The sequence below is a fragment of the Neisseria sp. P0001.S005 genome, from assembly GCF_051963715.1.
Genome location: NZ_JBQCTZ010001168.1, coordinates 1 through 208 on the forward strand (window position 1 = coordinate 1; position 208 = coordinate 208).

1 pseudogene is annotated in these 208 nt (G+C 43.3%); it reads right to left on the minus strand.

Features of this window, described 5'->3' with window-relative positions:
* Positions 1–139: 139 nt before the first annotated feature.
* Positions 140–208: pseudogene (gene rpsL / locus ACTHSP_RS24440) on the minus strand (30S ribosomal protein S12); the annotation flags it as partial.

The following is a 208-nucleotide window of genomic DNA, read 5'->3' on the forward strand; positions in this document are numbered from 1 at the left end:
GGACTTCTCTACGTCTTGGCATTTTAATTTCCTTTAATCTATTCAGTTGGGTCAATTCCCATGAATACCCAATTGAGCATTCACTTACTCGGCCGTTATTCAGCTTAGGCGGCCGACGTGCCTATTTGAGTCCCGATAATTATTTAGGACGCTTAGCACCGTATTTAGAACGGGCTTGTTTACGGTCTTTAACACCTGCAGTATCCAA